Origin of the sequence: Micromonospora sp. URMC 107 (genome assembly GCF_051386315.1) — a bacterium.
GTDB lineage: Bacteria > Actinomycetota > Actinomycetes > Mycobacteriales > Micromonosporaceae > Micromonospora.
On record NZ_JBPQTK010000009.1, the window covers coordinates 37,852 to 63,007 of the forward strand.

At 73.7% G+C, this 25,156-nt stretch carries 22 protein-coding genes and 1 tRNA gene; 11 read left to right on the plus strand and 12 right to left on the minus strand.

Annotated elements, in window-relative coordinates; translation table 11 throughout:
* Positions 1-2: 2 nt before the first annotated feature.
* The gene (locus tag ACSNN9_RS03520) at positions 3-1,781 is read right to left on the minus strand and encodes an NAD-binding protein (protein WP_436671177.1); all 1,779 of its coding nucleotides are present in this window, start codon (positions 1,779-1,781) and stop codon (positions 3-5) included.
* Positions 1,782-1,880: 99 nt separating this feature from the next.
* Between ACSNN9_RS03520 and ACSNN9_RS03525 the strand changes: the two genes are divergently transcribed.
* The 4 genes from ACSNN9_RS03525 to ACSNN9_RS03540 all read left to right on the plus strand — a co-directional run bounded on the left by ACSNN9_RS03525 (position 1,881) and on the right by ACSNN9_RS03540 (position 5,938).
* The gene (locus tag ACSNN9_RS03525) at positions 1,881-2,372 is read left to right on the plus strand and encodes an MSMEG_6728 family protein (protein WP_436671178.1); all 492 of its coding nucleotides are present in this window, start codon (positions 1,881-1,883) and stop codon (positions 2,370-2,372) included.
* An 89-nt stretch (positions 2,373-2,461) separates the two neighbouring features.
* Positions 2,462-3,994: a hydroxysqualene dehydroxylase gene (locus ACSNN9_RS03530; RefSeq protein WP_436671179.1), complete on the plus strand. Its 1,533-nt coding sequence runs from the start codon at positions 2,462-2,464 to the stop codon at positions 3,992-3,994.
* A gap of 70 nt (positions 3,995-4,064) precedes the next feature.
* The gene (locus tag ACSNN9_RS03535; RefSeq protein WP_436671180.1) at positions 4,065-5,252 is read left to right on the plus strand and encodes a hypothetical protein; all 1,188 of its coding nucleotides are present in this window, start codon (positions 4,065-4,067) and stop codon (positions 5,250-5,252) included.
* 242 nt (positions 5,253-5,494) lie between these two features.
* Entirely contained in the window at positions 5,495-5,938 is a 444-nt protein-coding gene (locus ACSNN9_RS03540; RefSeq protein ID WP_436671181.1) for an HNH endonuclease, read from the plus strand.
* A 74-nt stretch (positions 5,939-6,012) separates the two neighbouring features.
* Here ACSNN9_RS03540 and ACSNN9_RS03545 read toward each other — a convergent pair whose 3' ends face one another.
* Both ACSNN9_RS03545 and ACSNN9_RS03550 read right to left on the minus strand, forming a co-directional pair.
* Positions 6,013-6,786, minus strand: a complete 774-nt coding sequence (locus tag ACSNN9_RS03545) for an enoyl-CoA hydratase/isomerase family protein (RefSeq protein ID WP_436671182.1) — start codon at positions 6,784-6,786, stop codon at positions 6,013-6,015.
* Positions 6,787-6,873: 87 nt separating this feature from the next.
* Positions 6,874-9,267 carry a M4 family metallopeptidase gene (locus ACSNN9_RS03550; RefSeq protein ID WP_436671183.1) on the minus strand — a complete coding sequence of 798 codons (2,394 nt, stop codon included), beginning with the start codon at positions 9,265-9,267 and terminating at the stop codon, positions 6,874-6,876.
* A gap of 183 nt (positions 9,268-9,450) precedes the next feature.
* Between ACSNN9_RS03550 and ACSNN9_RS03555 the strand changes: the two genes are divergently transcribed.
* Positions 9,451-9,948 (plus strand): hypothetical protein, encoded by a 498-nt coding sequence (locus tag ACSNN9_RS03555; RefSeq protein WP_436671184.1) that lies wholly within the window; start codon positions 9,451-9,453, stop codon positions 9,946-9,948.
* A 91-nt stretch (positions 9,949-10,039) separates the two neighbouring features.
* On the opposite strand, the gene ACSNN9_RS03560 is transcribed toward ACSNN9_RS03555, so the two are convergent.
* The 3 genes from ACSNN9_RS03560 to ACSNN9_RS03570 are packed head-to-tail and all read right to left on the minus strand — an operon-like array spanning position 10,040 to position 11,671.
* A complete protein-coding gene (locus tag ACSNN9_RS03560) occupies positions 10,040-10,459 on the minus strand; it encodes a VOC family protein (protein WP_121401524.1) in 420 nt (139 codons plus the stop codon).
* A 10-nt stretch (positions 10,460-10,469) separates the two neighbouring features.
* Positions 10,470-10,928 carry a helix-turn-helix domain-containing protein gene (locus ACSNN9_RS03565; protein WP_436671185.1) on the minus strand — a complete coding sequence of 153 codons (459 nt, stop codon included), beginning with the start codon at positions 10,926-10,928 and terminating at the stop codon, positions 10,470-10,472.
* A gap of 23 nt (positions 10,929-10,951) precedes the next feature.
* On the minus strand, positions 10,952-11,671 hold the full coding sequence (locus tag ACSNN9_RS03570; protein WP_436671186.1) for a TetR/AcrR family transcriptional regulator C-terminal domain-containing protein: 720 nt from the start codon (positions 11,669-11,671) through the stop codon (positions 10,952-10,954).
* A gap of 99 nt (positions 11,672-11,770) precedes the next feature.
* On the opposite strand from ACSNN9_RS03570, the gene ACSNN9_RS03575 reads away from it, so the two are divergent.
* A complete protein-coding gene (locus ACSNN9_RS03575) occupies positions 11,771-11,998 on the plus strand; it encodes a hypothetical protein (RefSeq protein ID WP_436671187.1) in 228 nt (75 codons plus the stop codon).
* 86 nt (positions 11,999-12,084) lie between these two features.
* On the opposite strand, the gene ACSNN9_RS03580 is transcribed toward ACSNN9_RS03575, so the two are convergent.
* A tRNA-Thr gene (locus tag ACSNN9_RS03580) sits at positions 12,085-12,161 on the minus strand.
* A gap of 332 nt (positions 12,162-12,493) precedes the next feature.
* On the opposite strand from ACSNN9_RS03580, the gene ACSNN9_RS03585 reads away from it, so the two are divergent.
* Positions 12,494-13,585 carry an ABC transporter ATP-binding protein gene (locus ACSNN9_RS03585; protein WP_358083440.1) on the plus strand — a complete coding sequence of 364 codons (1,092 nt, stop codon included), beginning with the start codon at positions 12,494-12,496 and terminating at the stop codon, positions 13,583-13,585.
* A gap of 60 nt (positions 13,586-13,645) precedes the next feature.
* Here ACSNN9_RS03585 and rlmB read toward each other — a convergent pair whose 3' ends face one another.
* Together rlmB and cysS are read right to left on the minus strand one after the other, a co-directional pair.
* Complete coding sequence (gene rlmB, locus ACSNN9_RS03590; protein WP_436671188.1) at positions 13,646-14,782, minus strand: 23S rRNA (guanosine(2251)-2'-O)-methyltransferase RlmB; 1,137 nt, start codon at positions 14,780-14,782, stop codon at positions 13,646-13,648.
* On the minus strand, positions 14,782-16,197 hold the full coding sequence (gene cysS / locus ACSNN9_RS03595; protein ID WP_436671189.1) for a cysteine--tRNA ligase: 1,416 nt from the start codon (positions 16,195-16,197) through the stop codon (positions 14,782-14,784). Before cysS ends, rlmB begins: the two co-directional genes overlap by 1 nt.
* 63 nt (positions 16,198-16,260) lie before the next feature.
* Between cysS and ACSNN9_RS03600 the strand changes: the two genes are divergently transcribed.
* Positions 16,261-16,908: an IclR family transcriptional regulator gene (locus ACSNN9_RS03600; protein WP_436671190.1), complete on the plus strand. Its 648-nt coding sequence runs from the start codon at positions 16,261-16,263 to the stop codon at positions 16,906-16,908.
* A gap of 164 nt (positions 16,909-17,072) precedes the next feature.
* The gene (locus tag ACSNN9_RS03605) at positions 17,073-18,182 is read left to right on the plus strand and encodes a hypothetical protein (RefSeq protein ID WP_436671191.1); all 1,110 of its coding nucleotides are present in this window, start codon (positions 17,073-17,075) and stop codon (positions 18,180-18,182) included.
* A 62-nt stretch (positions 18,183-18,244) separates the two neighbouring features.
* Here ACSNN9_RS03605 and ACSNN9_RS03610 read toward each other — a convergent pair whose 3' ends face one another.
* Positions 18,245-19,210: an EamA family transporter gene (locus ACSNN9_RS03610; protein ID WP_436671192.1), complete on the minus strand. Its 966-nt coding sequence runs from the start codon at positions 19,208-19,210 to the stop codon at positions 18,245-18,247.
* 75 nt (positions 19,211-19,285) lie between these two features.
* Here ACSNN9_RS03610 and ACSNN9_RS03615 point away from each other — a divergent pair, with 75 nt between their 5' ends.
* Complete coding sequence (locus ACSNN9_RS03615) at positions 19,286-19,831, plus strand: CGNR zinc finger domain-containing protein (RefSeq protein WP_436671193.1); 546 nt, start codon at positions 19,286-19,288, stop codon at positions 19,829-19,831.
* Positions 19,832-19,959: 128 nt separating this feature from the next.
* Here ACSNN9_RS03615 and ACSNN9_RS03620 read toward each other — a convergent pair whose 3' ends face one another.
* Entirely contained in the window at positions 19,960-21,369 is a 1,410-nt protein-coding gene (locus tag ACSNN9_RS03620) for a class II fumarate hydratase (RefSeq protein ID WP_436671194.1), read from the minus strand.
* 197 nt (positions 21,370-21,566) lie between these two features.
* Here ACSNN9_RS03620 and ACSNN9_RS03625 point away from each other — a divergent pair, with 197 nt between their 5' ends.
* A complete protein-coding gene (locus tag ACSNN9_RS03625; protein WP_436671195.1) occupies positions 21,567-23,381 on the plus strand; it encodes an Ig-like domain-containing protein in 1,815 nt (604 codons plus the stop codon).
* Positions 23,382-23,441: 60 nt separating this feature from the next.
* Here ACSNN9_RS03625 and ACSNN9_RS03630 read toward each other — a convergent pair whose 3' ends face one another.
* Positions 23,442-25,109 (minus strand): fumarate hydratase, encoded by a 1,668-nt coding sequence (locus ACSNN9_RS03630; RefSeq protein WP_436671196.1) that lies wholly within the window; start codon positions 25,107-25,109, stop codon positions 23,442-23,444.
* Positions 25,110-25,156: the final 47 nt, after the last annotated feature.

Below are 25,156 nucleotides of genomic sequence, written 5' to 3' on the forward strand. Positions count from 1 at the left end.
GGTCACTCCTCCGGCTGCCGGGGCGTGGGCGCGACCGGGTCCTCCGGCGGGGGTGGCGCGGCCTCGCGGAGCAGGGCGTTCAGGCCGGCCCGGCGGGCCACCACCGTCAGCCGGTCACCCGCGACGATCACCAGGCGCGGATCGGGCGCCCAGTCGAGGCGCTGGCCGGCCCGGGCGTGCGCCAGCAGGCGTACGCTCTCGGCCCGCCCGACCGCGGCGAGGGGCCGACCGTCCAGCGCCGACCCGGCGGCGACGGAGACCTCGGTGACCAGCAGCGCGTGCCGGCCGACCGGGATGGTGGCGATCACCGCGCGGTCCAGCAGCGCGGCCGCGAACGACGGCGCGGCGAGGTACGACACGCTGCGCGAGACGCCGATGCCGAAGGCCTGCTGGATGCGTTCGGCGAAGTGGCCGTCGAAGAGTCGCAGCACCACCTGGAGTTCCGGGTTGACGGCCCGGCCGTTGAGCGCCGCCTGGAGGTTGGTCTCGTCGTCGGTGGAGACCACCACCAGGGCCTGGCAGCCCCCCACGGACGCCGACTGGAGCGTCTCCTCCAGCGCGGCGTCCCCCACGATCAGCGGCACGCCCAGCCGCCGGGCCAGCGCCCCACCGCGCGGCTCGGGCACCTTGTCGATGGCGACCACCTCGACGCCGAAGTCGCAGAGCTGGGCCATCACCCGGGTGCCGACGTTGCCCAGCCCGACCACCACCACGTGCCCGGAGCGCTCGGGCTGGATGCGGCCGGAGTGCAGGGCCAGCCGGGCGTTGACGATGCCGTCCACCACCACGGCGGTGATCAGCGGGATCAGCGCCAGCCCGGCCAGGTTGAGCACCACCTGCATGATCTGCTCGCCGGCCGGCTTGTCCGGGTTGGGATCCTGCCCGGTCAGCGTGGTCACCAGCGTGAGATAGAGCGAGTCGGCCCAGCCCCGGTGCGCGGCGTAGCCGTTGAGCCAGCCGAGCACCCCGATCACCACCAGCAGCACGATCACCGCGACGCCGATCTTGCGGGTGGCGAAGCTGCGCACCGCGCGCAGCAGCACCGTCAGGGGGCGGCGGCGCCGGCGGGCCCGCCTGAGCCGGCGGGCGGCCAGCTCCGTCCCGGGCGGCGCGCCGGTCGCCTCGGCGATCACCAGGTCGGCCGCGCGCTCGTCGGCGGGCAGCAGCCGGACCTGCTGCGGGTCGTGGGTGTCGGCCACCCCGCACACCACGTCGGTCGGGCGTACGTCGTCGCGGCGGGCCACGTAGAGGGTGCGCCCGCCGTGCCGAAAGTGGGTGGGGGCGACCTCGCCGAGCGCGGCGGCCACGAAGGCGGGGGCGGCCATGGAGGCGTCGGAGAGCACCGCCGAGTCGGGGAAGATCTGCCGCACCCCGTTGGCGAGCCCGGTGTTGAACATCCGCACCACCAGGCGCAGCCGGGGCTCGACCTCCTGCGCGCAGAGCGCGGCGTGCATGTTGCCCACGTCGTCCTGGTGCAGCAGGGCCAGCCCGTCGGCGCCGGCCAGCCCGGCCCGGCGGAAGGTGACCTCGTCCAGCCGGTCCGCGCGTACCACCTCGACGCCCTGGAGGTCGCGCCCGTCGGGCTCGTCCGAGCGCGGCCGCTCGGGCACGACGAGGGTGATCCGGACGCGGCCGGCCTGGAGCTCGGTGGCGAGCAGCGCCCGCACCACCCAGTAGGCGAGGGCGTCGCGGCCACAGACCACGTAGTGCGCCCGCGCGTCCCCGTTGACCCGGAGCCGCCGGCCGGCACGCCGCGCACGATCCAGCAGGGGCTCCGCCATGTGCCGCATGGTAGTCAGCCGGTCGCGCCGCGCGCAGCCCCTTGATCATGAACGCTGGTCGCACGGCATGTCCCCTCCGGGGGCGGGTAGAGCACCGGCATGCAGACGTTCCTGCCGTACCCGGACTTCCTGGCCAGCGCCCGGACGCTGGACCAGAAGCGGCTGGGCAAGCAGCGGGTGGAGACCATCCAGGTGCTGCGCGGGCTGACCTGGCCCACGTACGGCTGGCGCAACCACCCGGCGGTGAAGATGTGGGCCGGGTACGAGGAGGCCCTCACCCGGTACGGGCTGGACGTCTGCGCGGTCTGGTGCGAGCCCGGCCGGGCCGACACCTGCGCGGGCACGATGACCGCCGACCTCGCCGCCGCCTGCGGCCTGACCCGGGTCCGCACCCAGCGGGAGCTGGCCGAGGCCGGGGAGCTGCCGCCCTGGCTGGGCCGCGACGACCTGCACCTGAGCCACCGCTCGTCGCTGCTGCGCAAGGACCCCGCGCACTACGGGCCGATCTTCGGCGACGACGTCCCACCCGACCTGGAGTACGTCTGGCCCGCCTCGGACCGGCAGCGCCGCTGCCTGCCGCCGCCCATGTGAGCGGGGCGCGTCAGGTGTCCCCGGCGACGAAGGTTCCTCCTGACGGGTCAGCGGGCAGACTGTAGACCCATCCGGCGGGGAAGGTGCACATGGCGCTGTCGAAGGTGGTCGGTCGGCTCATCGGCGTACGCGAGCACGAGGTGGACCCGGGCGGTGGTGGCGCCCCCCGCGTGCCGGGTCCGGTCGAGGCGGTGGTGGTCGGCGGCGGGATCGCGGGCATGTCGGCGGCGGTGGTGCTGGCGGAGCGCGGGGTGACGGTGACCGTGCTGGAGGCCGCGCCGACCCTCGGCGGCCGGCTCCGGGCCTGGCCGGAGACGCTCGCCGACGGCACCCGGCAGATGAACGAGCACGGCTTCCACGCGTTCTTCCGGCAGTACTACAACTGGCGGTCGATCCTGCGCCGCGCCGACCCTGGGCTCGGCTTCCTCAAGCCGGTTCCGGGCTACCCGATCCTGAGCGAGCGGTGGCCCACCGAGGAGTTCGGCAGGCTGCCGCCCGCGCCGCCGATGAACCTGCTGGCGCTGCTGCTGCGCAGCCCCAGCCTGCGCCTGCGGGACCTGCGCGGGATGGACCGGGACGCGGCGCTGCCCCTGCTCACCTACGACCCGGCGCGCACCTACGCCGAGTTCGACGACACCACCGCCGACGCGCTGCTCACCTCGCTGCGGCTGCCCGACCGGGCCCGCGCGATGCTCTTCGAGGTCTTCTCCCACTCGTTCTTCAACCACGAGGCGGAGATGTCGGCGGCGGAGATGATCGCCCAGTTCCACTTCTACCTGCTGGGCAACCCGGAGGGGCTGGCCTTCGACTGCCCGGACGAGGACTACGCGACGGCGATCTGGGAGCCGCTGACGCGGCACGTGGAGAAGCACGGCGGCCGGGTGGTGCCGGACGCCGCCGCCACCGCCGTGAACCGCGACGGCGCCGGCTGGCGGGTGACGACCGCCGACGGCACGTCGTACCCGGCCGGGCACGTGGTGCTCGCCGTCGACCCGCCCGCCCTCGCCGCGCTGGTCGCGGCCTCGCCCGGCCTGGCCGGGCACGCGCCCCGGCTGGCGGCGCGGATGCCCGCGTACGGCCGGCCCGGCCCGCCGTACGCGGTGGCGCGCTTCTGGTGCGACGGGGACGTCTCCGCCGACCGGGCGGTGTTCAGCGGGGTGTCCCGGCAGCCCACCCTGGACTCGGTGACCCTCTACCACCGGCTGGAGAACGAGTCCCGCCGCTGGGCGGAGCGCACCGGGGGCTCGGTCGTGGAGCTGCACGCGTACGCCTGTGAGGCGGGTGTGCCGGCCGAGGAGCTGGCCGAGCGGATGTGGGCCGAGCTGACCGTGCTCTGGCCGGAGGCGGCGCGGCTGCGGGTCCGCGAGCTGCGCGCCCGGGTGGAGGCGCAGGCGCCGGCGTTCACGCCCGGCAGCCACGCCTGGCGGCCGGGGGTACGCACCGACGCCGACGGGCTCTACCTGGCCGGCGACGGCGTCCGGACGGACTTCCCGAGCGCCCTGATGGAGCGGTCGGCGGCGACCGGGATCATCGCGGCCAACCACATCCTGCGCGCCGAGGGCGGCGCGGCCGAGCCGGTCCGCTCGATCCGGCCCCGGGGCCTGCTCGCCGGGCCGGGATGAGCAAAACGGGCAAAAGGGTCGATCAACTGGCATACGCTGACCGTCTGGGATGACTCGGGAGGTCAGCGGGATGTCGCCGCGTACGGACGACGACCCGCTCGTCGCCGACGTGCCGCGGGACGACGCGTACCCGCTGATCCGGGACGAGCGGGCCTGCGTCGTGACCGCCCTGCGGCTCGGCTGGTGGATGGCGGACGCCTACCACCACGCGCAGACCGCCGACCTGCTCGACCCCGGGGCCGACCGGCCCGCGGGCGCACCGGCGAAGCTGTCCAACCTGACCGAGATGTCGGGGCGGCGGCGCATGCAGATGTACCTGGACGGGGTGGAGGTCGCGCTCGCCCAGATCACCGAGCTGACCCGGCGCGTCGGCCCCGCGCCCCCCACCACCGACGCGCGGGCCCGGGTGGCCGACGGTTCCGCCGACGTCCTGCTGCTCGCCCTCGACGACCTGAACGTGGAGCTGCTGCGCTGGACCATGGCCACCAACCAACGGGTGGGGCTGGCGTACCGGCTGGGGCGCTCGCTGGCCGACACCGTCCGGTACGGCGACGCCGTCCGGCACGGCGACGCCGGGCAGGTGGCCCGCCGCTTCGGCGGCCGGCAGTTCGAGATCGGCCGGTGGCTGGGCGAGCTGGCCAGCGTGCTGCCCCCGTACTCGGCCGCGGTGGTCCGCCGGTCGCTGTCGGCGTGGGCGTCGGCGGTGACCAGGGCGGGCGTGGGCGACCCGACCGAGGCGGGGCTGCCCGAGCTGGCCCGCGAGCTGCGTAATCAGGGCGAGCTGTGGCGGGGCGTGCTCACCGGCGGGCTGCACCCCAGGGACCTGCTGGACGAGGAGGACTACGCCATCGTCGCCCGGAACCTGATCATCCGGGACCGGAGGCTGGTGGTGCAGGCCGTCCGGGGGATCTTCTGGCCGGTGCTCGTACCGCTGCTCGCGGTGCTGTTCGCCGTCGTCGGGGTGAGCGCGCTCGCCGCCGCTGGTTCGCCGGTGACGCGGGCCGCCGTGGCCCTGCTCGGGCTGGGCGCCGGGCTGGCCGCGATCTGGCGCACCGTCTCGGGACCGGCGCTCACGGTCGCCGGGGAGGTCAACCGGCCGCTGCTGGAGGCCGAGCTGACCGCGCGGATGGCCGTACGCATCGACCGGCCGCTGGCCGCCGCGCGGGCCGCCGGCCGGGCCCGCCGGCAGCGCCGCCCCGACGAGCCGGGGCCTCGATCGAAATCCGTTGCCCCTCTCTCCCCCGCCGACCTACCGTGAGCGCGCAAGGTCAACCACCGCCGCGGGAGCTGGTCATGTCGATGTCGCACGTCACCGGTGTGCCGTCGTGCCTGCCCACGCCTCCGGCGAACGGCGGCGGTCACCGCGCCGAAGACCCCGGGGGCGGCCGGCCCGACTGACGCGTGCCCGCACGACGTCGAGCCGCCCGTCCGCACCCGGACCGGGCGGCTCTTTCGCTGTCCGGCCCAGCCAGATCGTCACCGCCACGAAGGGAGACACCGGTGGACGCCGTCCTCGTCGTCAACGCCGACCTCGGCCCGCTGCACCGGGTCACCGTCCAGCACGCGATCCGGATGCTCTGCCGGCGGGTCGCCGAGATCCACGAGGCCGAGCCGGACCGGCTGATCGGGGTGTTCCCGGTGCCCCGGGTGGTGCGCCTCGTCCGCTACGTGGTGACCCGGTGGCGGTTCAGCGCCGGCCCGGCCTGGTCCCGCGCCGGGGTGCTGCGCCGGGACGGGCGCTGCTGCGCGTACTGCGGGGGGCCGGCCGACACCGTCGACCACGTCCTGCCCCGCTCGCGCGGCGGCCGGAACACCTGGCGGAACACGACCGCCGCCTGCTACGGGTGCAACCAGCGCAAGGGCGACCGGACGCCGGCCGAGGCGGGCATGCCGCTGCGGCGCGAGCCGGTGGCGCCGAGCTGGGCGGGGCTGGCCGGGCGGTGACGGACCGGCCGGCGGGAACGGGGGGCCGCGTCGGGGGTACGACCCTCGGCGCGGCACCCGCCGGCCCCCGGCGGTCAGTGCCCGGCGGGCGGCGTCCAGCCGAAGCGGGGCGGGCGGCGCTCGTGGAAGGCCGCCACGCCCTCGCGGGCCTCGCCGCTGGCCCGGACCTGCCCGTGCCACCAGGCGATCCGGTCCTCGTCCGCCCGCCCGTCGACGATCTCCTTGGCCGCGGCGACGCTGAGCTGCGACCGGGCGACCACGGCGGCGGTGAGCTCGTCCACCCGGGCGGCGAGCCGGTCGCCCGGCAGCACCTCGTCGACCAGGCCCACCCGCAGCGCCCGCTCGGCGTCGATCAGCTCGGCGGTGAAGAGCAGGTGCTTGGCGGCGGCCGGGCCGACCAGCCGGGCCAGCCGGCGGGTGGTCGGCGCCGGATACACCAGGCCCAGCCGGGCCGGCGGCACGCCGAAGCGCGCGTCGGCGGCGGCGATCCGCAGGTCGCAGGCGACGGCGAGCTGGCAGCCACCCCCCACGCACGCGCCCCGGACGGCGGCGACGGTCGGCTTGGCGAAGGCGGCGAGCCGCTCCTCGGCGGCCACCGCGATGCTGGCGTCGCCCGCGTCCAGCAGCTCGTCCAGGTCGCCCAGGTCCGCGCCGGCGCAGAACGTGCCGCCGGCACCGGTGAGCACCAGCACCCGGACGGCCGGATCGGCCTCCAGCCCGTCGAGCAGCTCCGGCAGCCGCCGCCACATCCCGGTGGTCATCGCGTTGCGCCGGGCCGGGTTGTGGATCACCACCGTCGCCACCGGCCCGGCCACCTCGACGAGGAGTTCCGCGTCCGCCACCGTCACCACCCCTTCGCCCGTCCGCCCGGCCGCCGGGACCGGCGACGCGTGCGGCGACCATAACGGCGGGGGCCCGGCGACGGTGCGGCTACGTCAGGAGACGTTGAGCGCGGTGTCGTCCACGACGAAGGACGTCTGGAGCGACGCGTCCTCGGTGCCGGTGAACTTCAGGGTCACGGTCTGCCCCTTGTACGCGGCCAGCGAGAACGATTTCTGCGCGTAGCCGGTGGCCTTGTTCAGGTTCGAGTACGTGGCGAGGGTCGCCAGCACCGTCCCGGAGGAGTTGAGCACCTGCACCCGCAGGGTGTCGTACGCGGTGCCGGTGGTGGTCTCCGCCGAGTCGACGTGCAGCCAGAAGCTGAAGTTGTACGACGTGCAGCCCGCCGGCAGGCTCACCGACTGGGCGAGCGTGTCGGTGCGGGTGGTCCCGTACCCGTTCAGCCACGCGCTCCAGGTGCCGGTGCGGGCCGGCTGCGCGGTGCCGTGCTGGCCGATCACGCCCGAGGTCTGCGTCCAGGTGGTGGCCCCGGACTCGAAGCCCGGGTTGCCGAGCTTCTGACCCGGGCTGGTGCAGCCGCCGCCGGTGCCGTTCACGGTCAACGTGTAGGTGGCGCTGCGGGTGACCGAGCCGGCGCCGTTGACGGTCACCGTGTAGGTGCCCGGCGGCGTGGCGGCCGTGGTGGCGACGGTGAGGGTCGAGGAGCCGCCCGAGGTCACCGAGGCCGGGCTGAACGAGGCGGTCGCCCCGCTCGGCAGGCCGGTGGCCGACAGCGTCACGGTCTGCGCCGAGCCGCTGGTGGTGGCCGTCGCCACGGTGGTCGAGACCGAGGCGCCGGGGTTCACCGCGCCGGAGGTCGGCGAGAGCGAGACCGAGAAGTCGTTGCCGGTCGAGCACGGCGCGTCGTTGCCGGCCACGTTCACCGCGGTCCAGGCCGCCTGGACGGTCCGGTACTCGGTGGAGCAGCTGCCGTACAGGTCGGTCGCGGCGCGCAGGCTGTACGCCCGGGCCGTGTTCGCCGGGTTGCTGGTGTTCACGTACGAGGTGTTGGAGGTGAAGTACGTGTCCAGCGCCCGCCACCAGATCTTCTCGGCCTTGGCGCGGCCGATGCCCGTCACCGCGGGGGCGGAGCCGCAGATCGGCGAGGTGCCGTACGGGGTGGCCCCGGTGCCCTCGGCGAGGTTGAAGAAGAAGTGGTTGGCCACGCCGGACGAGTAGTGCACGTCCTTGCTCTTCGTGGCGGTCGACCAGCAGCTGTCGCCCGAGCCGTCCAGGGACGGGTTGTACATGTAGCGCAGCGGCGTCCCGTCACCGTTGATGTTGATCTTCTCGCCGACCTGGTAGTCGCCCGGGTCGGCGGGGCTGTTGGCGTAGAACTCGACCATGTTGCCGAAGATGTCGCTGGTGGCCTCGTTGAGGCCGCCGGACTCGCCGGAGTAGGTCAGGCCACCGGGGACCACGTTCTCGGTCACGCCGTGGCTCATCTCGTGGGCGGCCACGTCGATCGAGACCAGCGGCCGGGAGTTGCCGCTGCCGTCGCCGTAGGTCATCCGGGAGCCGTCCCAGAAGGCGTTGACGTAGTTGTTGCCGTAGTGCACCCGGCTGGGCACGCCCCGGCCGTCGCCGAAGATGCCGTTGCGGCCGTGCACGTTCTTGAAGTAGTCGTACGTCCGGGCGGCGCCGTAGTGCGCGTCCACGGCGGCGGACTGCCGGTTGGAGGTGGCGCCGGTGCCCCAGGTGTTGTCGGCGTCGGTGAACGTGGTGCAGGTCGACGTGCCGTTGTTCATGTCGCACGTGGAGCCGTTGCCGCGCAGCGGGTCGATCATCTGGTACGTGCTGCCGGAGAGCGTCGTGTCCACGGTGACGGTGCCCGAGTAGACGCTGTTGCCCGTGCCGGCGACGGCCTCGATCTCGTCGTACGAGCCGATGGTCCTGCCGGTGACGGCGTCGGTGACGACGTGGAACTTCGACGGGGTCTGCCCGTCCGGGTGCCAGCCGGTGACGACGGTCTCCCAGGCCAGCCGGCCCTTGCCGGAGCTGGCGTCGACGAAGAGCTCCGGGGCGCCCACGGCGGTGAGCGTGCCGGAGAACTGGGCGCGGGCGGCCTTCTTCGCCGCCGCGGCCGGGACCTTCGCCGTGGTGGGCAGGGTCAGCGGGGCGTCCAGACCGACGGAGGAGCCGGCGTAGCCGCCGTCGGGGGCCGTGTGGATGACGAAGTCACCGCCGTACACCCGCAGGCCCTGGTAGGTCCGGGTGTAGCGGGTGTGCGCGGCGCCGTTCGGGTCCACCTTGGCGCTGTGCACCTGGTAGGACTCGGCGGCGGTGCCCTGGACGGCGCCGGGGTTGGTCCGCAGGACACTCGCCGCGGCGGCGGCGGGCCCGCCCGGGGCGGGGGCGGTCGGGGGTGCCGCGAGCGCCGGGGTGGCGACGCCGGTCAGCAGCCCGCTGGTGAGCAGGGCCGTACCGACGGCGGCAAGGGGTCTCTTCACGTGCCCTCCTGAACGGGGGTATGCGTGACGGGGATAGTCACGCATGTAGATATAACGATGAGACGACCCAAAAGAGAAGGGGTGATCCGGATTCCGCCCGGGACACTGACCGTTCGGTGGAACCGGGGCCGGCGGGAACCGCGCCGCCGCGCCGCGCGTCCGAGCGGCATGAGATCAGCTTCGATGGCCGGGATCAAGATCGCGCTGGTGGCGACTCTCCTGTCCGGCTGCGCGGCCACCCAGCCGGCGCACCGGGTGCCACCGCCGGAGAGCTTCCCGGCGAGCCCGTCCGCACCCGACGGGCCGACGGCCGCGCCGCCCACCCCCGCACCGACGACCGCGGCGCGCGTCGTGCTGACCCGGTCTGGCGGGATCGCCGGGCGCGGCGACACCGTGACGGTGAAGCCCGACGGACGGTGGACCGCCGTCGACCGCGCCGGGTCGCGGCGCACCGGCCGCCTCTCCGGCGCGGACCTGGACCGGCTGCGCCGGCTCGTCGCCGACCCCGCGCTCGCCGCCGAGACCGGCCGCCCGGCGACCCCCACCGCCTGCCGGGACGCCTTCAGCTACCGGCTGACCGTCGGGGCGGTGGAGACCGGCTACGTCGACTGCCCGTCCGACGGCGGCACGCGCCCGACGGCCCGCGCGGTGGTGGAACTCCTGCTCGGGGCCACCGGCTGAGCGGGGCGCGGCCCACGTCGTCCCCCTCGTACGCGACCGGAGGCGTGCCGCCGGCGGCACGCCTCCCGATCATGGCCCCTCGACGCCAGGATCAGCCCCTGGGGAACATCTGGCCGATGCGGATCTTGTTGCCGAACGGGTCGCGGATGCCGAAGTCGATCCCGTACGGGCGCTCCATCGGCTCGTCGGTGATCTCGACGCCCTTGGCGACCAGGTCCTCGTACGTCTTGTGCGCGTCGTCGGTGGTCATGAAGAGGTAGCCGCCCAGGGCCCCCTTGGTGAGCAGTTCCCGGACCTGCTCGGCGGTGGCCGGGTCCAGCGCGGGCGGGCCCGGCTTCTCCAGCAGGATCTCGCGCTCCGGGTCGCCGGGCAGGTTGACCGTCAGCCAGCGCATGAAGCCGAGATCCTGGTCGGTGTTGACCTCCAGGCCGAGCTTTCCCACGTAGAAGTCGAGGGCCTCGTCCTGGTCGAGGACGTAGATCTGGGAGCGGCTGATCGCGTTCATCGTCATGCCGGGAACGCTACGGGGCGGGCCTGACCTGCTGCTTATCCAAAACTGACCTCTGCTGGCCGAAGCTGCTGGGCCGGGTCCAGGCCTTGGTGAAGCAGATCGGCACGGCGGCGGTCGGCGCCTTGCGCCGGCGGTACTCCGACGGCGGCTCGCCGACGATCTGACGGAACGTGCGGCTGAACGTGCCCAGGCTGGAGAAGCCGACCGCGTAGCAGACGTCGGTGACGTCCCGGTCGGTGTGCAGCAGCAGGTACATGGCCCGCTCCACCCGCCGCCGCTGGAGGTAGCGGTGCGGGGTCTCGCCGAAGGTGGCCCGGAAGGTGCGGATGAAGTGCGCCTCGGAGACGTACGCGATGCGGGCCAGGGCGGCGATGTCCAGCGGCTTGTCGTACGCGCGGTCCATGGCGTCGCGGGCGCGCAGCATGGCCCGGTTCGACTCCTCCGCCGCCCTGCTCACGCCGCCCAGCATAGGGTGCCGCCACGCGGGGCCCGCTACCTCGGCGCCGTCGCGAGGATGGCGTCGAGGCCGTGTTCGAACAGGTCGTCGTCGTCCCATCGGGCGTCGTCGAGATGGCCGGAGGCGCCGAGGGTCGGATAGGCGGCGGGATTCGCCGTGATGTGGCGCCGGGCCTCGGCGCGCGCGTGCGGGTCCGCGGTCTGTCGCCAGGTGGCTTCGGTGAGCGCGGCACCGATGACGTAGTTGGCGAGCAGGCGGGTGGCCACCGCCAGTCGATGGTCCGAGAAGCCGCCCCGGACCAGTGCCGACTGCAGGAACTCGGTACGCGCGAGCACGTTGGGGCCGAGCATGGGACGCCCGATCAGGCTCGCCGCCCAGGGGTGACGCAGGATGGCCGCCCGCCAGTTCCGGGCCAGCGTGCGGACGTCGTCCCGCCAGTCACCCACGTCGTGCGGAAGTCGTACGTCGCCGAAGATCTGGTCGACGGCCAGGTCCAGCACGTCGTCCTTCGTCTTCACGTGCCAGTACAGCGCCGTGGAGGTGACGTCGAGCTGCTGGGCGAGGCGACGCATCGTCAGCCCGTCGATACCGTGCCCGTCGAGCAGGGCCACCGCGGCGTCGACGATGCGCTGGCGGCTCAGCGGCGGCGTGCGGCGCGGACGGGCGGATTCGGCGCGGAGCCACACCGAGCGCGCAGCACCGGGCCGACCAGCCGACTCTTCGCGCGGCGCCTGGCCGGATCGGTTGAGGGGCACCCGACCACTCTAGTACGGTGCTTGGGTAACTTAACGCCGATAAGTTGCCCGACACGCGTTAGGTTCCTTGACCCGCCACGCCATGGAGGAGGCGCGGACATGCCCCTGATGCGGATCCAGCTCGACACCGACCCGACGACGGCCCGGCGGGTCCTGGCACTGCACCGAGCGGGGAAACACCACCACGAGTCCCGGGAAGCGGCCCGGAACGAAATCTGGCGCCACGGCCGCACCCCGGCCGCCGAGCCCGTCTTCGTCGGCGTCACCAACGGCCGGCCCGTGCGCCTGATCTACGACGTGGAGGTCCACCTGGACACGACCCCCTGACCCGGGCAGCCCGGCACGCCGCCAGCGGGGAGCGGGACGTCCGGCCGGCTCACGACAGTGCCCGGCGAAAAGTGCCTGATGAAATTTGGAGCCCCCGGCCGGGATCGAACCGGCGACATCTCGCTTACAAGGCGAGTGCTCTGGCCAGCTGAGCTACAGGGGCGTGTGGTGCCGACGTCAGCATAGCGACTGACGTCCGGATTTCCCCCTCGGCAGGCCCCCCGACCACCGGAAACGTCGCCGACCCACCGCGAAGTACCGGTATCGGCGGTCGATTGATGTCCGCCCGTGCCCGACTGCCCGGAATGTCTATGGGGCCTGTCCCATCCCGTGCTCCCCGCCTTGGCACATGGCGAAAAGCCGTTTACCGTGCAGTGACACGGACGACATCTCGATCATCGAGAGGCTGCCCGTGGGCCGGCGCGCTCCCGTGCCGGCCGCTCCTTCACTCGGATCGTCCGGCACGTTCCTGCCGGTGAAAGGAAGCACCCCACCATGGCTACGGTCACCTACTCCAAGGCGTCCCGGATCTATCCGGGCCAGGAGCGTCCCGCCGTCAACCAGCTGGACCTGGAGATCGGCGACGGCGAGTTCCTCGTCCTGGTCGGCCCCTCCGGTTGCGGCAAGTCCACCAGCCTGCGCATGCTCGCCGGCCTGGAGGACGTCGACCAGGGCTCGATCCACATCGACGACCGGGACGTCACCCACCTGCCGCCGAAGGCCCGCGACATCGCGATGGTCTTCCAGAACTACGCCCTCTACCCGCACATGACGGTGTACGAGAACATGGCGTTCGCGCTCAAGCTGCGCAAGACCTCGAAGGCCGAGATCGACCGGCGGGTCAAGGAGGCGGCGGCGCTGCTCCAGCTGGAGGAGTTCCTCGGCCGCAAGCCGAAGGCCCTCTCCGGCGGTCAGCGCCAGCGGGTGGCCATGGGCCGGGCGATCGTCCGCGAGCCGCAGGTCTTCCTCATGGACGAGCCGCTGTCGAACCTCGACGCGAAGCTGCGGGTGCAGACCCGTACCCAGATCGCGTCGCTGCAGGCCAAGCTGGGCGTCACCACCGTCTACGTCACCCACGACCAGGTCGAGGCCATGACGATGGGCCACCGGGTGGCGGTCATGCTCGACGGCGTGCTCCAGCAGGTGGACACCCCGCGCGCGCTCTACGACACCCCGGCCAACGTCTTCGTCGCCGGCTTCATGGGCTCCCCCGCCATGAACATCAAGACCGTGCCGCTGAACGAGCGGGGCGCCGCGTTCGCCGACCTGCACATCCCGCTCACCCGTGAGCAGGTCGAGGCGGCCCGCGCCGACGGTGGCAACAACAAGGTGACCGTCGGCTTCCGCCCCGAGGACTGCGACCTGGTCAGCCCGACCGAGGGCGGCATGCCCGTCGTCGTCGAGCTGGTCGAGGACCTCGGCTCGGACGCCAACATCTACGGCCACGCCGCGCTGGAGGGCAACAACGAGCGCTTCGTGGTCCGTACCGACCGGCGCACCATGCCGAACATGGGCGACACCGTGTTCGTCAAGCCGCGCGAGGGCCGCAGCCACGTGTTCAACGCGGGCACCGGCAACCGCATCTGACGTACGACGAAAAGGGGCGGCCCGCCATCGGCGGACCGCCCCTTTTCCGTGTCTGCGGGATCAGCCCTCGGCGGCCCGGCGGCGTGCCACCTCGGCGAGGGTGACGGCGGCGGCGACGCTCGCGTTGAGCGACTCGACGTCGGAGACCATCGGGATGCCGACCGTGAGGTCGCAGGTCTCGCCGACCAGCCGGGAGAGCCCCCGGCCCTCGGAGCCGACCACCACGACCAGCGGGCCGACGGCGGCCTCCAGGTCGTAGAGGTCGGTCTCGCCGTCGGCGTCCAGGCCCACCACGAGGAAGCCGGCGTCCTGGCAGGCCTTCAGCGACCGGGTCAGGTTGGTCACCTGGGCGACCGGCACCCGCGCCGCCGCGCCGGCGCTGGTCCGCCAGGCGGTCGCGGTGATCCCGGCCGCCCGCCGCTCCGGTACGAAGACGCCCTGCGCGCCGAAGGCGGCGGCGGACCGGATCACCGCGCCGAGGTTGCGCGGGTCGGTCACCCCGTCCAGCGCCACCAGCAGCGGGGCGGCCTGCTCCAGCGCCGCCGCGACGAGGTCCTCGAACGGCTCGTACGCGAACGGCGGCACCTGGAGGCCGATGCCCTGGTGCAGCACGCCACCAGTCATCCGGTCCAGCTCGGCCCGGCTGACCTCCAGGATCGCGATGCCCCGGTCGGCGGCGGTCCGGACGATCTCGTTGACCCGGTCGTCGGCGTCGATGCCCTGGGCCGTGTAGAGCGCGGTCGCCGGCACCTGGGCGCGCAGCGACTCCAGCACCGGGTTGCGCCCGACCAGCAGCTCCGGCGTGTCCTTCGACGGGTTGGACTTGCGGCCCGGAGCGACCCGGGGGCCGCCCCGACCGGCGGGCCTGGCGCCCCGGCCGCCGCCCGTGCCGCGCCCGCCGCCCGTCGGCGTGCCCCGGCCACCGCCCTTGCCCCAGGTGGTGTCCTTGCTGCCCGGCTGGCCGATCTTGGGCGCGCGGCCCTCCTCGGCCGCCGCCCGGCGCTCCTTGTCCTGCTTCCATGCGGTGCGCTGGGGCAGCTTCTCGGTGCCCGAGTAGGCCTTGTGCCAGGGCCGCTCGTCGGCGGGCAGGGTCCTGCCCCGCCCGGCGAGGGCGTCCTTGTTCTTGCCACCGGAGCCCTTGGGGGCTCCCGCCTTCGGCGTCAGACGCCGGCCACGGCGCTGCGAGTTGCCGGCCATCAGTCCTGCTCTCCAATAGTCCAACGGGGGCCCTGGGGGGTGTCCTCGACCACCACGCCGGCCTGCTTGAGCTGGTCGCGTACGGCGTCGGCGGCGGCCCAGTCCTTGCGACCGCGGGCCTGTGCGCGCTGCTCCAGGGCCAGCGCGACCAGTGAGTCCACCACGCCGCGCAGGTCGTCCGTGCGGCCGCCACCGGTCCACGCCGGGTCGAGGGGGTCGACCCCGAGGATATCCAGCATGGCGCGGGCCGCGGCCAGCGCCGTGCGGACGGTCACATCGTCGCCGCCGGTCAGGGCGGTGTTGCCGTCGCGGACCACCTCGTGCAGGACGGCGAACGCGGCGGAGGTGTTCAGGTCGTCGTCCATCGCCGCCGCGAACGCGCCCGGCAGCTCACCGAGCTGGCCGGCGCCGACGCGCTCGACGGCCCGCTGCACGAACCCCTCGATCCGGCGGTACGCGACGGCGGCCTCGCGCAGCGCGTCCTCCGAATAGTCGATCCGGGACCGGTAGTGCGCGGCGGCGTAGTAGTAGCGCAGCTCCACGGGGCGCACCCCGAGCGAATCGACGTACGCAAGGTCGAGGGCGTTGCCCAGCGACTTGCCCATCTTGGCGCCGTCGATGCTGAGCAGACCGTGGTGCACCCAGTAGCGGGCGAACGGCAGACCGGCGGCCTGCGACTGGGCGATCTCGTTCTCGTGGTGGGGAAAGGTGAGGTCCAGCCCTCCGCCGTGGATGTCGAACTCGGCGCCGAGGTAGCGCCGGCACATCGCCGAGCACTCGATGTGCCAGCCCGGCCGGCCCCGCCCCCACGGCGACGGCCAGTAGGCGTCCGCCGGCTCGTCGGGTTTGACGCCCTTCCACAGCGCGAAGTCGCGCGGGTCGCGCTTGCCCCGGTCCGGGGCGTCCCCGGCCGACTGCATCGCGTCCGGCGACTGTCCCGACAGGGAGCCGTACGCCGGCCACGAGCAGACGTCGAAGTAGACGTCGCCGGAGTCGTCGGTGGCCGGGTAGGCGTGCCCGTCGGCGATCAGCTTGGCGATCAGCTCGTGCATCTCCGGGATGTGCCCGGTGGCCCGCGGCTCGTACGTCGGGGGCAGCACGTTGAGCGCCCGGTAGGACTCGGCCAGGACCAGCTCGTTGGCGTACGCGATCGACCAGAACGGCCGGCCCCGCTCCATCGCCTTGACCAGGATCTTGTCGTCGATGTCGGTCACGTTGCGGATGAAGGTGACCTCGTAGCCGGCGGCGAGCAGCCAGCGGCGCAGCACGTCGTAGTTGACGCCGGAGCGAAGGTGACCGATGTGCGGCGGGGCCTGGAGGGTGAGACCACACAGGTAGACCCCCACCTTGCCGGCTTCCCGCGGGACGAAGTCCCGGACCGATCGGGTGGCGGTGTCATACAGGCGTAGCGTCACCGTACAAGGGTAGCCGTCCACGCATTCCCGGGTTGTCCGGAGCCGGGTCGTACGCTGCTGGTCGTGGAGACGACGGCGCGGGGCGGGGAGACGGCGCAGACGCTGGACCGGGGGCTGCGGCTGCTGCACCTGGTCGCCGACGCGCCGGGCGGGCTGACCGTGACCGAGGCGGCGAACCGGCTGGGCATCGGCCGGGCGGCGGTGTACCGGCTGGTCGGCGCGCTCGCCGCGCACGGCATGCTGCGCCGCGACGGCGACGGCCGGCTGCGCCTCGGCGCCGGGGTGCTGCACCTGGCGCGGCGGGCCCAGCCGCTGCTCGCCGAGGGGGCGCTGCCCGCGCTGCGCCGCCTCGCGGAGCAGGCCGGCGCGACCGCCCACCTGACGGTGGTCGAGGGCGGCGAGGGGGTCGCGCTCGCCGTGGTCGAGCCGAGCTGGACGTCGTTCCACGTCGCGTACCGGACGGGGGCGCGACACCCGCTGGAGCGCGGTGCGGCCGGGCGGGCCATCCTCGCCGGGCGGGCGGGCGCCGCCGGCCCGGTGAGCACCGCCGGGGAGCTCCAGCCCGGGGCGTACGGGGTGGCCGCCCCGGTGCTCGGCGTGCCGGGCCTGGAGGCGAGCGTCGGGGTGGTGGCGCTGGCCCCGCTGGACGCCGAGGTGGTCGGCGCGCAGGTCCTCGCCGCCGCCACGGCCATCGCCGCCGCCCTCTCCTGAGCCGCCGCCCGACCTTCCCGGGCCGCCGCCCACCCAGTTCCGGCGCGATGCCCTACCACACCGGGCGGCCGCCGGGCCGGTTGTCCACAATCGGCGCTGCGCGGGGCGAGCACGGTTGTCCACAGGGGTGCCGGGCGGGGCCGGACGGCGGGCACGCTGCCCACATGCCACCTCCACCGCACCGGCCCGCCGTCCTGGCCTGGCAGGTCTTCCGCGGCTCCGACGCGATCCGACAGGGGCTCGTCACCGAGCACCAGCTACGCAGCTCGGCCTGGCTGCGCCTGCGCCACGACGTCTACGCCGACGCCCGGCTGGACCGGGACCACGCCCTGGCCTGCCGGGCCGCCGCCCTGCGGCTGCCGCCCGAGGCGGTCGTCGCCGGCCCCTCGGCGGCCTACCTGCACGGCGTCGAGCACGCCGCCTCCTTCGCCGACGACGTGCACGTCCTCGTCCCGAGGGCGATGCGCCTCGGCCCGCAGCGGGGCCTGCGCGTGCACTCCACGGGCCCGGCCACCTCGCCGCCGTGCGCGCCCCCGCCATCCCGAGGGGCGGGCGACTGTCCGGGCGTGCCGGCCCGCCCGCCCGCCGCTTGCCGGAACGTCGCGGTCCGCCCGCCCGACGAGCGCCGGAACGTCGCGGTCCGCCCGCCCGACGAGCGCCGGAACGTCGCGGTCCGCCCGCCTGGCGGGGGCCGGAGCGGCGCGGTCCTTCCGCCCCCGGGCGGCCTGCTGGTGGCGGAGCTGCGGACCGCCGGCGTGCCGGCCCGCACGGATCCGACCGCGGCGGCGTGGGAGACGGCGGTCTGGGTGGAGCCGCTGCGGGCGGTCGGCATCGTCGACTCGCTGCTCCGGCTGGGCCTGACCAGCCGCGAGGCCCTCGTCGGCGTCGCCGACCGCAACGCCGACCGGCCCGGCGGTCGCCGGGCGCGCTGGGTGTTCGAGTTGGCGGATCCGGGCGCCCGGTCGCCGGCGGAGTCCGAGCTGCGGGTGCGGCTGGTGCTGGCCGGGCTGCCGCGCCCCGCCGTCCGGCACCCGGTCCGGGTCGCCTCCGGGCTGGTCCTGCACGCCGCCCTGGGATGGCCGGCGTACCGCGTCGCCGTCGCCCCGGACGGGCGGCACGCCGGGGCCGGTGGCGGGCACCTCGACCGGATCGCCCAACTCGTCGGTGCCGGCTGGCTCGTGCTGCCCGTCACCGGCAGGCGACTGCGCCAGGACTTCCCGGGCGTCCTGCGCGAGGTGCGCGCCGCGCTCGGCGCCCGGGGCTGGCGCCCGTGACCGACGTTCCCCCACCGTGCGCCCGATCGGCCGCCCGCCGTTCGCCGCAGGGCTGGTTCAGGTCACGGCAGGGCGGGCTCGGAGGCGCGCGGCTCCGGGCGGCCCTCGGCGCGGGGCGCGCGCAGCTCGTCGACGCGTACCAGGGCGACCCCGGCGACGATCAGGGCGCCGCCGAGCAGTTGCACCACGGTGGGCAGCTCACCCAGCACCAGCCAGGCGATCAGGACGGCGAACATCACCTCGGTCAACCCGACGAACGACGACAGCCGTGCGCCGAGGATCCGGGTGCCGGCGATCCCGGCGAGGTACGCGACGACGGCGGCGACCAGCGACAGGCCGACCACCGGCACCAGCCAACTGGTCTGCTGCCCGGCGAAGGTGACCTGGCCGAAGGCCGCGCGCAGCGGCAACGCGCCGGCCGCGCCGAGCAGCAGCAGGACGGCGGCCCCGACGGCCATGCCGCCGCTGGCCAGGGCCACCGAGGGCAGTTCCTCGTCGACCCGCCCGGCGAGCACGAAGTAGCCGGCGAGGCCGACGGCCGCCCCGAGCCCCCAGAGCACGCCCACCGGGTCGAGCCGGCCGGCGCCGGTCAGGTCCAGGACGAAGAACAGGCCGGCTAGGGCCGCCACCGAGCCGACGACGGTGAGCCGGCGGGGACGCTGCCCGTGGACCAGCCACATCCAGCCCACCACCAGGACGATGCCGAGGTACTCCAGCAGCAGCGCGACGCCGACCGGCAGGTAGCGGACCGCGTTGAAGAAGCAGACCTGGGCCGTCGCGACCCCGAGCAGCCCGAACACGGAGATCGCGGCGAGGTTGCGGCGCAGCACGTCCCATCTGCCACGCAGGGAGAGCACGGCCGGGACCGCCACGACCAGCGCGGCGATGCCGACCCGGGCGGCCACGGCCGCTTCGGCCGACCAGCCGGCGTCGATGAGGGACCGGGCGAACGTGCCCGACGTGGCGAAGGTGACGGCGGAGAGGAGGGCGAGGCCGAGGCCGAGCCCGGCGGCGGGTGGCTGACGCATCGATCCACTCCCACTGTCATGAGTAAACTGCCACTACGCTCGTGACGCTAGGCGGGCAGCCCGACAGGAGTCAAGTTGCTTTTCACCCATGACACGGAATGCTCCCTGACTGCCATGGCCGCCCTGGTCAACACAGCCGGCCGCGACGGTGAGGGCCTGCCCGACGTCGCCGCCCTGGACGCGTTCTTCGTCGCCCACGCCTACAGCGGGCGGCACGAGCACACCGGGGACGAACTGCGGGCGGTGCGCGACCTCCGGCCCCGGCTGCGCCGCGTCTGGTACGCCGACACCGAGGGGATCGTCGCCATCGTCAACGGGCTGCTCCGCGAGAACGACGCGCTGCCGCAGCTCATCACGCACGACGACGAGCCGTACCACATCCACGCCGTGCCGCGCGACGCGCCGCTGGCGACCCGGATGGCCGTCGAGGCCGCGATGGCGCTGGCGGATCTCGTACGCACCGGGGAGCTGCGCCGGCTGCGGATCTGCGACCACCCGGACTGCGAGAACGTGCTCGTCGACCTGTCGAAGAACCGGTCCCGACGGTTCTGCGACGCGGGCTGCGGCAACCGCGCCGCCGTCACCGCCTACCGCGCCCGCAAGGCCGCCGGCGGGCGCTGAACCGAAGGTGGGTAACCGTCAGCGACACGGCCAGGCCCGGGACCCGGCTGCCCCCGGCATCGCCTTGCGGAACACCGCCGACAGGCCGAGCCCCACCGGGCCGGACCAGCCGGCGGCACCGGCACGGCTCAGGGGTGGGTCATCCGGAGCAGGTCGAGCGCCTCGTCGAGCTGGGTCTCGGTCAGCTTGCCCGAGTCGACGTGGCCCCGGGCGATGACCACCTCGCGGATCGAGATCTGCTTGGCCAGCGCCTCCTTGGCGATGGAGGCGGCCTCGTCGTACCCGAGGTGACGGTTGAGCGGGGTGACGATCGACGGCGAGCCCTCCGCGTACGCCAGGCAGACCTCGGCGTCCGCGACCAGGCCGACCACCAGGCGGTCGGCGAAGAGCCGGCTCGACGCGGCGAGCAGGCGGACCGACTCCAGCAGGTTGCGGCCCATCACGGGGAGCATGACGTTCAGCTCGAAGTCGCCCTGGGAGCCGGCGAAGCCGACGGCGGCGTCGTTGCCGATGACCTGGGCGCAGACCTGGCGCATCGCCTCGGCGACGACCGGGTTGACCTTGCCCGGCATGATCGACGAGCCGGGCTGGAGGTCGGGGATGCGCAGCTCGCGCAGCCCGGCGCGGGGGCCCGAACCCATCCAGCGGATGTCGTTGGCGATCTTGTAGAGGCCGACGGCGATCGTGCGCAGCTGCCCGGAGGTCTCCACCAGCGCGTCCCGGGCGCCCTGCGCCTCGAAGTGGTTGCGCGCCTCGGTCAGCGGCAGCCCGGTCGAGCCGCGCAGCTTCTCGATGACCTTCGCGGCGAAGCCGAGCGGGGTGTTGATGCCGGTGCCCACCGCCGTGCCGCCCAGCGGCAGCTCGGCCAGCCGGGGCAGCGCCCCCTCCAGCCGCTCGATGCCGTAGCGGACCTGGGCGGCGTAACCGCCGAACTCCTGCCCGAGGGTCACCGGCGTGGCGTCCATCAGGTGGGTGCGCCCGGCCTTGACCACGGTCTCGAACTCCGCCGCCTTGCCCTCCAGCGCCTCCGCCAGGTGGGCCAGCGCGGGCAGCAGGTCCCGGGCGACGGCCTCGGTGGCGGCCAGGTGGATCGAGGACGGGAAGACGTCGTTGCTCGACTGCGAGGCGTTCACGTCGTCGTTCGGGTGCACGTCGCGGCCCAGCTCCCGGCTGGCGAGCGTGGCGATGACCTCGTTGGTGTTCATGTTCGACGACGTGCCGGACCCGGTCTGGAACACGTCGATCGGGAACTGGTCGTCGTAGCCGCCGTCGGCCACGTGCGCCGCGGCGGCGGCGATCGCCGCGGCCACGTTCGCGTCGATCACGCCCAGCTCGCCGTTGACCTCGGCCGCCGCCCCCTTGATCTGGGCCAGCGCCCGGATCTGGGCCGGCTCGATCCCCCGGCCGGAGATCGGGAAGTTCTGCACCGCGCGCTGGGTCTGCGCGCGCCACAGCGCCTCGGCGGGCACCTCCACCTCGCCCATCGAGTCGCGTTCGATCCGGTAGCCCGTCGCCTCTGGAGTCGTCACGCGTACCATCCTGCCGCGCCGCGCGCCGACGTGCAGATGATCGCGGCGAGCCGGGCCGGTGCGCCCGCCGACTCCTCGGGGCGGGCGCACCGACGTCACTCGAAAAGCCGAGCGCCCTCCGCGTGTCACGCATCTAGGATCGTGGAACTACCAGCACTCCCATCGGAGGATCTTCCACCTTGCACGGACAACGGGGTTCCACCGGCGTGCCCGTCACACGCCGCCGGCGCGTTTCGCACCGGTTCCTCACCACGGGCCTTGCCGCCCTGCTCGCCGCCACCAGCGCCCTGGTCGTGACCGCCACGCCGGCATCCGCCGGGGAGAGCCGGTTCATCCTTCCGACCAGCGCCAGTTGGACCGACGCCCGTCAGCCGTCGACCGCTGCTCCGGAGATCGACGGCACCGTGCCGGTCGGCACCTGGACGTCCGGCGACGACAAACACACCTCGCGGGCCTACTTCACCTACGACCTCTCCCCGTTCCAGGGCAAGCGCATCATTCGTGCCCTCGGCCTCACCGAGGAGACGGCGGTCAACGAATGCGCGAAGCCACGCGAGATCGAGCTGTGGCGGACGGAGGTACCGACCACCGCATTGACCTGGGAAACGTCACCCGCGGTCCGCGAGAAGATCGCTGACGTCGCGCCGACCGCTCCGTGTCAGGGGCAGCTGGAAGTGCCGCTCACCGAGGCTGTACGGCAGGCGGTCGAGGCCGGACAGACCTCGATCACCCTCATGGCACGGATCGCCGGAGACCACGAGGAGAAGCTGCCCTACGGCCGCCGGATCAGGGAACTCGGCATCTCCATCGAGGCGAACACGCCGCCGGACGTACCGACCAGCCTGGCAGTCAACGGGCTCCCCTGCGCCGACGAGCTGCACATCGGCACGGCCACGCCGTACCTGGCGGCGAAGGTCACCGACGCGGACGCGGCACCGTCGAACGCCGAGCCGGTGACCGCCACCTTCGCCTGGTGGCCGGTGGCCGACCCGACCATGCGGACCGAGTGGACGTCCCCGGCCAAGGCCGCCGGGTCGTCTTTCTCGTACACCGTTGCGGCCGGCCAGATGGTCGACGGGACGTACGCCTTCGCCGTCCGGGCCACCGACAGGGCAGGCGACACCTCCACCTGGTCGGCGGAGTGCCGGTTCACCGTCGACACCACCAGCCCCGCCCAGCCGACGGTCAGCTCCACGGACTACCCGGCCGACGACGGCTGGTACGGCGGTCCCGGCATCCCGGGCCAGTTCACCTTCTCCGCCGGCGGCGACACCGACACGGTGCAATTCCGCTACAGCGTGTCCGGGCAGCCGTCGACCGACGTGGCGGCCGACGCCCCGGGCGGCTCGGCGACCGTCACTCTCACCCCCGACCGGGACGGGCCGAGGACGCTCACCGTCGAGGCGATCGACCTCGCGGGCAACCGCTCCCCCGCCACCAGCTACGTGTTCCTGGTGCGCACCACCAGCCCGACCATCACCGACGCCGACCCGACGGCCGGCTACGGCCAGCCGCGCACCCTGACGTTCACGCCCCGGATGGAGGACGTCGTCGAGTACACGTACCGGCTCGACGACGGGCCGGAGCAGACCGTGCCGGCGACCGCCGACGGGACGGCCACGGTCACGATCACGCCGACGAAGCCGGGCTACAACACCGTGTACGTCCGCAGCCGGACGGCCGGTGACCTGCCGTCCGGCGAGGGCAGCTACCGGTTCTACCTGGCGACCAAGCCCACGGTCAGCTCCGTCGAGTACCCGATCAACAAGTTCCAGGGTGCGGTCGCCGGCACACCGGGGACGTTCGTCCTCCAGGCCGGCATGCCCGGGGTGACGGAGTTCGTCTACTCCTTCGACGGCCGCCCGGCGGAGACGGTCGCGGCGGGCGCCGACGGGTCGGCGTCGGTGGGGTACACCCCGACGACCGCCGGGATCCACCGGATCACCGTCCACACGCGGACCGGCGACGGGATCGTGTCGGAGACCTTCAGCGGCACGTTCTACGCCAGCCGGGCCAGCTGACGTAGGGCAACGACGAGGGGCGCCGGGCCACTGCCCGGCCCCCCTTCGCGTACGCGTGGATCAGCGCCGACCGACCGTCAGCACCGGCTTGGTGACCTCGGCGAAGAAGTCGTTGCCCTTGTCGTCGACCACGATGAAGGCGGGGAAGTCCTCCACCTGGATCTTCCAGACCGCCTCCATGCCCAGCTCCGGGTATTCCAGGACCTCGACGTGCTTGATGCAGTCCTGCGCGAGCCGGGCCGCCGGGCCGCCGATCGAGCCCAGGTAGAAGCCGCCGTGCTGCTGGCAGGAGCGGGTGACCTGGGCGGACCGGTTGCCCTTGGCGAGCATGACCTGCGAGCCGCCCGCGGCCTGGAACTTCTCCACGTACGCGTCCATCCGGCCGGCGGTGGTCGGGCCGAACGAGCCGGACGCGTAGCCCTCCGGGGTCTTGGCCGGGCCGGCGTAGTAGACCGCGTGGTCGCGGAGGTACTGCGGCATCGGCTCGCCGGCGTCCAGCCGCTCGGCGATCTTGGCGTGCGCGATGTCGCGGGCCACGACGAGCGGGCCGGTCAGCGACAGCCGGGTCTTCACCGGGTACTTCGACAGCTCGGCGCGGATCTCGTCCATCGGGCGGTTGAGGTCGACGCGCACCACCTCGGAGGCGTCGAGCGTCTCGTCGGTGACGTCCGGCAGGAAGCGCGCCGGGTCGGTCTCGAGCCGCTCCAGCCACACGCCCGACGGGGTGATCTTGGCGACCGCCTGCCGGTCGGCCGAGCAGGAGACGGCGATCGCCACCGGGCAGGAGGCGCCGTGCCGGGGCAGCCGGACCACCCGCACGTCGTGGCAGAAGTAGCGCCCGCCGAACTGCGCGCCGATGCCGAAGTTGCGGGTCAGCTCCAGCACCTCCGCCTCCAACTCCAGGTCCCGGAAGCCGTGCGCGGTCATCGAGCCGGCGGTGGGCAGCGCGTCGAGGTACTTGGCGCTGGCGTACTTGGCGGTCTTCAGCGCGTACTCGGCGGAGGTGCCGCCGATGACGATGGCGAGGTGGTAGGGCGGGCAGGCGGCGGTGCCGATCAGCCGCAGCTTCTCCTCCAGGAACTGCATCATCCGCGTGGGGTTCAGCAGCGCCTTGGTCTCCTGGTAGAGGTACGACTTGTTGGCCGAGCCGCCGCCCTTGGCCATGAAGAGGAACTTGTACGCGTCGGGCTGCCCGTCCGGGTCCTCCGCGTAGAGCTCGACCTGGGCCGGCAGGTTGCTGCCGGTGTTGCGCTCCTCCCACATGGTCAGCGGGGCGAGCTGCGAGTAGCGCAGGTTGAGCCGGGTGTAGGCCTGGTAGACGCCGCGCGAGACGGCCTCGGCGTCGCTGCCGTCGGTGAGCACGTGCCGGCCGCGCTTGCCCATCACGATCGCGGTGCCGGTGTCCTGGCACATCGGCAGCACGCCGCCGGCCGCGATGTTGGCGTTGCGCAGCAGGTCGAGCGCGACGAACCGGTCGTTCGGAGAGGCCGCCGGATCGTCGATGATCGACCGCAGCTGGGCCAGGTGCGCGGGGCGCAGGTAGTGCGCGATGTCGTGCATCGCCTCGGCGGTCAGCGCGGTGAGCGCGGTCGGCTCCACGGTGAGGAACCGGCGGCCCCCCGGCCCGTTGACGACGTCGACGCCCTCGTCGGTGACCAGGCGGTATTCCGTCTGGTCGGGGCCGGTCGGCAGCAAGGGAGCGTACGAGAACGCGGCGGCACTGCTCATGAGCGGAAAGCCTAGGGCAGAAGGGTCGATCAGTCCCACCCGCCGGG

Excerpts from the sequence above, each read along its gene's own strand:
- ACSNN9_RS03610 (WP_436671192.1), bottom strand. The coding sequence starts at position 19,210 with ATGCGTCAGCCACCCGCCGCCGGGCTCGGCCTCGGCCTCGCCCTCCTC.
- ACSNN9_RS03560 (WP_121401524.1), bottom strand. The coding sequence starts at position 10,459 with ATGACGATGAACGCGATCAGCCGCTCCCAGATCTACGTCCTCGACCAG.
- ACSNN9_RS03555 (WP_436671184.1), top strand. The coding sequence starts at position 9,451 with ATGGCCGGGATCAAGATCGCGCTGGTGGCGACTCTCCTGTCCGGCTGC.
- ACSNN9_RS03565 (WP_436671185.1), bottom strand. The coding sequence starts at position 10,928 with ATGCTGGGCGGCGTGAGCAGGGCGGCGGAGGAGTCGAACCGGGCCATG.
- ACSNN9_RS03525 (WP_436671178.1), top strand. The coding sequence starts at position 1,881 with ATGCAGACGTTCCTGCCGTACCCGGACTTCCTGGCCAGCGCCCGGACG.
- ACSNN9_RS03605 (WP_436671191.1), top strand. The coding sequence starts at position 17,073 with ATGCCACCTCCACCGCACCGGCCCGCCGTCCTGGCCTGGCAGGTCTTC.
- ACSNN9_RS03620 (WP_436671194.1), bottom strand. The coding sequence starts at position 21,369 with ATGGTACGCGTGACGACTCCAGAGGCGACGGGCTACCGGATCGAACGC.
- ACSNN9_RS03535 (WP_436671180.1), top strand. The coding sequence starts at position 4,065 with ATGTCGCCGCGTACGGACGACGACCCGCTCGTCGCCGACGTGCCGCGG.
- ACSNN9_RS03575 (WP_436671187.1), top strand. The coding sequence starts at position 11,771 with ATGCCCCTGATGCGGATCCAGCTCGACACCGACCCGACGACGGCCCGG.
- rlmB (WP_436671188.1), bottom strand. The coding sequence starts at position 14,782 with ATGGCCGGCAACTCGCAGCGCCGTGGCCGGCGTCTGACGCCGAAGGCG.
- ACSNN9_RS03630 (WP_436671196.1), bottom strand. The coding sequence starts at position 25,109 with ATGAGCAGTGCCGCCGCGTTCTCGTACGCTCCCTTGCTGCCGACCGGC.
- ACSNN9_RS03530 (WP_436671179.1), top strand. The coding sequence starts at position 2,462 with ATGGCGCTGTCGAAGGTGGTCGGTCGGCTCATCGGCGTACGCGAGCAC.
- ACSNN9_RS03520 (WP_436671177.1), bottom strand. The coding sequence starts at position 1,781 with ATGGCGGAGCCCCTGCTGGATCGTGCGCGGCGTGCCGGCCGGCGGCTC.
- ACSNN9_RS03585 (WP_358083440.1), top strand. The coding sequence starts at position 12,494 with ATGGCTACGGTCACCTACTCCAAGGCGTCCCGGATCTATCCGGGCCAG.